The sequence below is a fragment of the Kitasatospora sp. NPDC091257 genome (assembly GCF_044757675.1).
Classification (GTDB): domain Bacteria; phylum Actinomycetota; class Actinomycetes; order Streptomycetales; family Streptomycetaceae; genus Kitasatospora; species Kitasatospora lactacystinica.
Map to the genome: position 1 here is coordinate 1 of NZ_JBIVVI010001354.1, position 2,251 is coordinate 2,251.

Annotated in this window: 2 protein-coding genes; both read left to right on the plus strand. The window is 75.7% G+C overall.

Features of this window, described 5'->3' with window-relative positions:
• Positions 1-954: alpha-hydroxy acid oxidase (locus tag ACIQOV_RS38195; RefSeq protein ID WP_401055361.1), on the plus strand; the 954-nt coding region annotated here is incomplete at its 5' end.
• Positions 955-1,019: 65 nt separating this feature from the next.
• Positions 1,020-2,249: an aminotransferase class I/II-fold pyridoxal phosphate-dependent enzyme gene (locus ACIQOV_RS38200; protein WP_401055362.1), complete on the plus strand. Its 1,230-nt coding sequence runs from the start codon at positions 1,020-1,022 to the stop codon at positions 2,247-2,249.
• Positions 2,250-2,251: the final 2 nt, after the last annotated feature.

Consider the following 2,251-nt stretch of genomic DNA (forward strand, 5'->3'; position numbering starts at 1 on the left):
GTGCTGACCGACGTCAGCACCCGGGACACCGCCGCCACCCTGGTGCGCAGCCGGGCGGCCCTGCCGGTGGCGGTGGCGCCCGTCGCCTACCACCGGCTGTTCCACCCGGAGGGCGAGCTGGCCTCGGCCCGCGCCTGCGCGGCCGCGGGCGTGCCGTTCACCGTCGGCACGCTCAGCAGCGTCGGCTTCGAGGAGCTGGCGGGGACCGGCGCCACGCTCTGGTTCCAGCTGTACTGGCTGCGCGACCGCGGCCGGCTGCTCGACCTGGTCAGGGCCGCCGAGGAGGCCGGCAGCGAGGCCCTGGTGGTCACCGCCGACGTCCCGTACATGGGCCGCCGGCTGCGCGACGCCAGGAACGCCTTCGCGCTGCCCGCCGACGTCCGCGCGGCGCTGCTGGAGGGCGGCGCGGCCGGGCGGGCGCACGAGTCCACCGCCGCCGTCTCGGCGGTGGCCGCGCACACCGCCGAACTGCTCTCCCCCGGCGTCACCTGGGCGGACCTCGAATGGCTGCGCGGGGAGACCGAACTGCCGCTGGTGGTCAAGGGCGTGCTCGACCCGGCCGACGCCCGGCGGGCCGCCGGGATCGGCGCCGCGGCCGTGGTGGTCTCCAACCACGGCGGCCGCCAGCTCGACCGGGCGGTGCCCGCGGTGACGGTCCTGCCGGCCGTCGCCGAGGCGCTGGCCGGCGAGGACTGCCAGGTGCTGATGGACAGCGGGGTGCGCGGCGGCTCGGACGTGCTCACCGCGCTGGCCCTCGGCGCCTCCGGGGTCCTGCTCGGGCGCCCGCTGATCTGGGGCCTGGCGGCCGGCGGCGAGGCGGGCTGCACCGAGGTCCTCGACCTGCTCGCCGCCGAGCTGCGGCACGCGCTCGGCCTCGCGGGCTGCGCCGACCTGCGGGCCGCCGCCGAACTGCGCACCACCACCCTGCCCGGCACCACCTGGAGCACCCCGTGACCACCATCGCCGCACCGCACGACCTGCTGCTGGCGGGCCTGCACACCTCCCTCGCCGACCCGGCGATGACCTCGATGAACCTGCTCAACGAGATCTCCATCCGCTACCCGGAGGCGGTCTCCTTCGCGGCCGGGCGCCCGGCCGAGCAGTTCTTCGAGCTGGACGCCGTCCACCGCCACCTGGACCGCTACCTCGACCACCTGCGCACCGAGCGCGGGCTGAGCCAGGAGGCGGCCCGCCGCCAGGTGCTCCAGTACGGGCGGACCAAGGGGATCATCCACGACCTGATCGCCACCCACCTCGCGACGGACGAGGGCATCGAGGTGCCCGCCGAGTCGATCGTGGTGACGGTGGGCTGCCAGGAGGCGATGTTCCTGGTGCTGCGGGCGCTGCGCCGCGGTCCCGAGGACGTGGTGCTGGCCGTCTCCCCCACCTACGTGGGCCTGACCGGCGCGGCGCTGCTCGCCGACCTGCCGGTGCGGGCGGTGGCCGACGGCCCGGACGGCGTGGACCTCGCCGACCTGCGCCGCCGGCTGGCCGCCGCCCGCGCCGAGGGCCTGCGTCCGCGGGCGCTGTACCTGGTGCCGGACGTGGCCAACCCGAGCGGGGCCAGCCTGCCGCTGGAGCTGCGCCGGGAGCTGCTGGCGCTGGCCGCCGAGGAGGACTTCCTACTGCTGGAGGACAACCCGTACTGCGTCTTCGCCGGTGACGAGCGGCTGCCCTCGCTCAAGGCGCTGGACACCGAGCGGCGGGTGGTCCACCTCGGCTCCTTCGCCAAGACGGCCCTGCCCGGCGCCCGGGTCGGCTACGTGGTGGCGGACCAGCTGGTGGCGGACGGGCGGGGAGGCACCGAGCTGTTCGCCGACCTGCTCGGCATGATCAAGAGCATGACCACGGTGAACACCTCGCCGATCGCCCAGGCCGTGATCGGCGGCGCGCTGCTGGAGCACGGCCACAGCCTGCGGGCCGCCAACACCGAGGTGGCCGCGCTCTACCGGCGCAACCTCTCGCTGGTGCTGGAGGGCCTGGCCGAGCGCTTCCCGCCCGGCAGCGGGGTGACCTGGAACGAGCCGCGCGGCGGGTTCTTCCTGGTACTCACGGTGCCGTGCGTGGTGGACGACGCGCTGCTGGAACGCTCGGCCTCGGAGTACGGGGTGATCTGGACCCCGATGTCGCACTTCTATCCGGGCGCGGGCGGGGAGCACCAGCTGCGGCTCTCCGTCAGCCAGGTCGACCCGGCCACCCTCGACCGGGGGCTGGACGGGCTGGCCGCGCTGCTCGCCGCGCAGTCCTGACC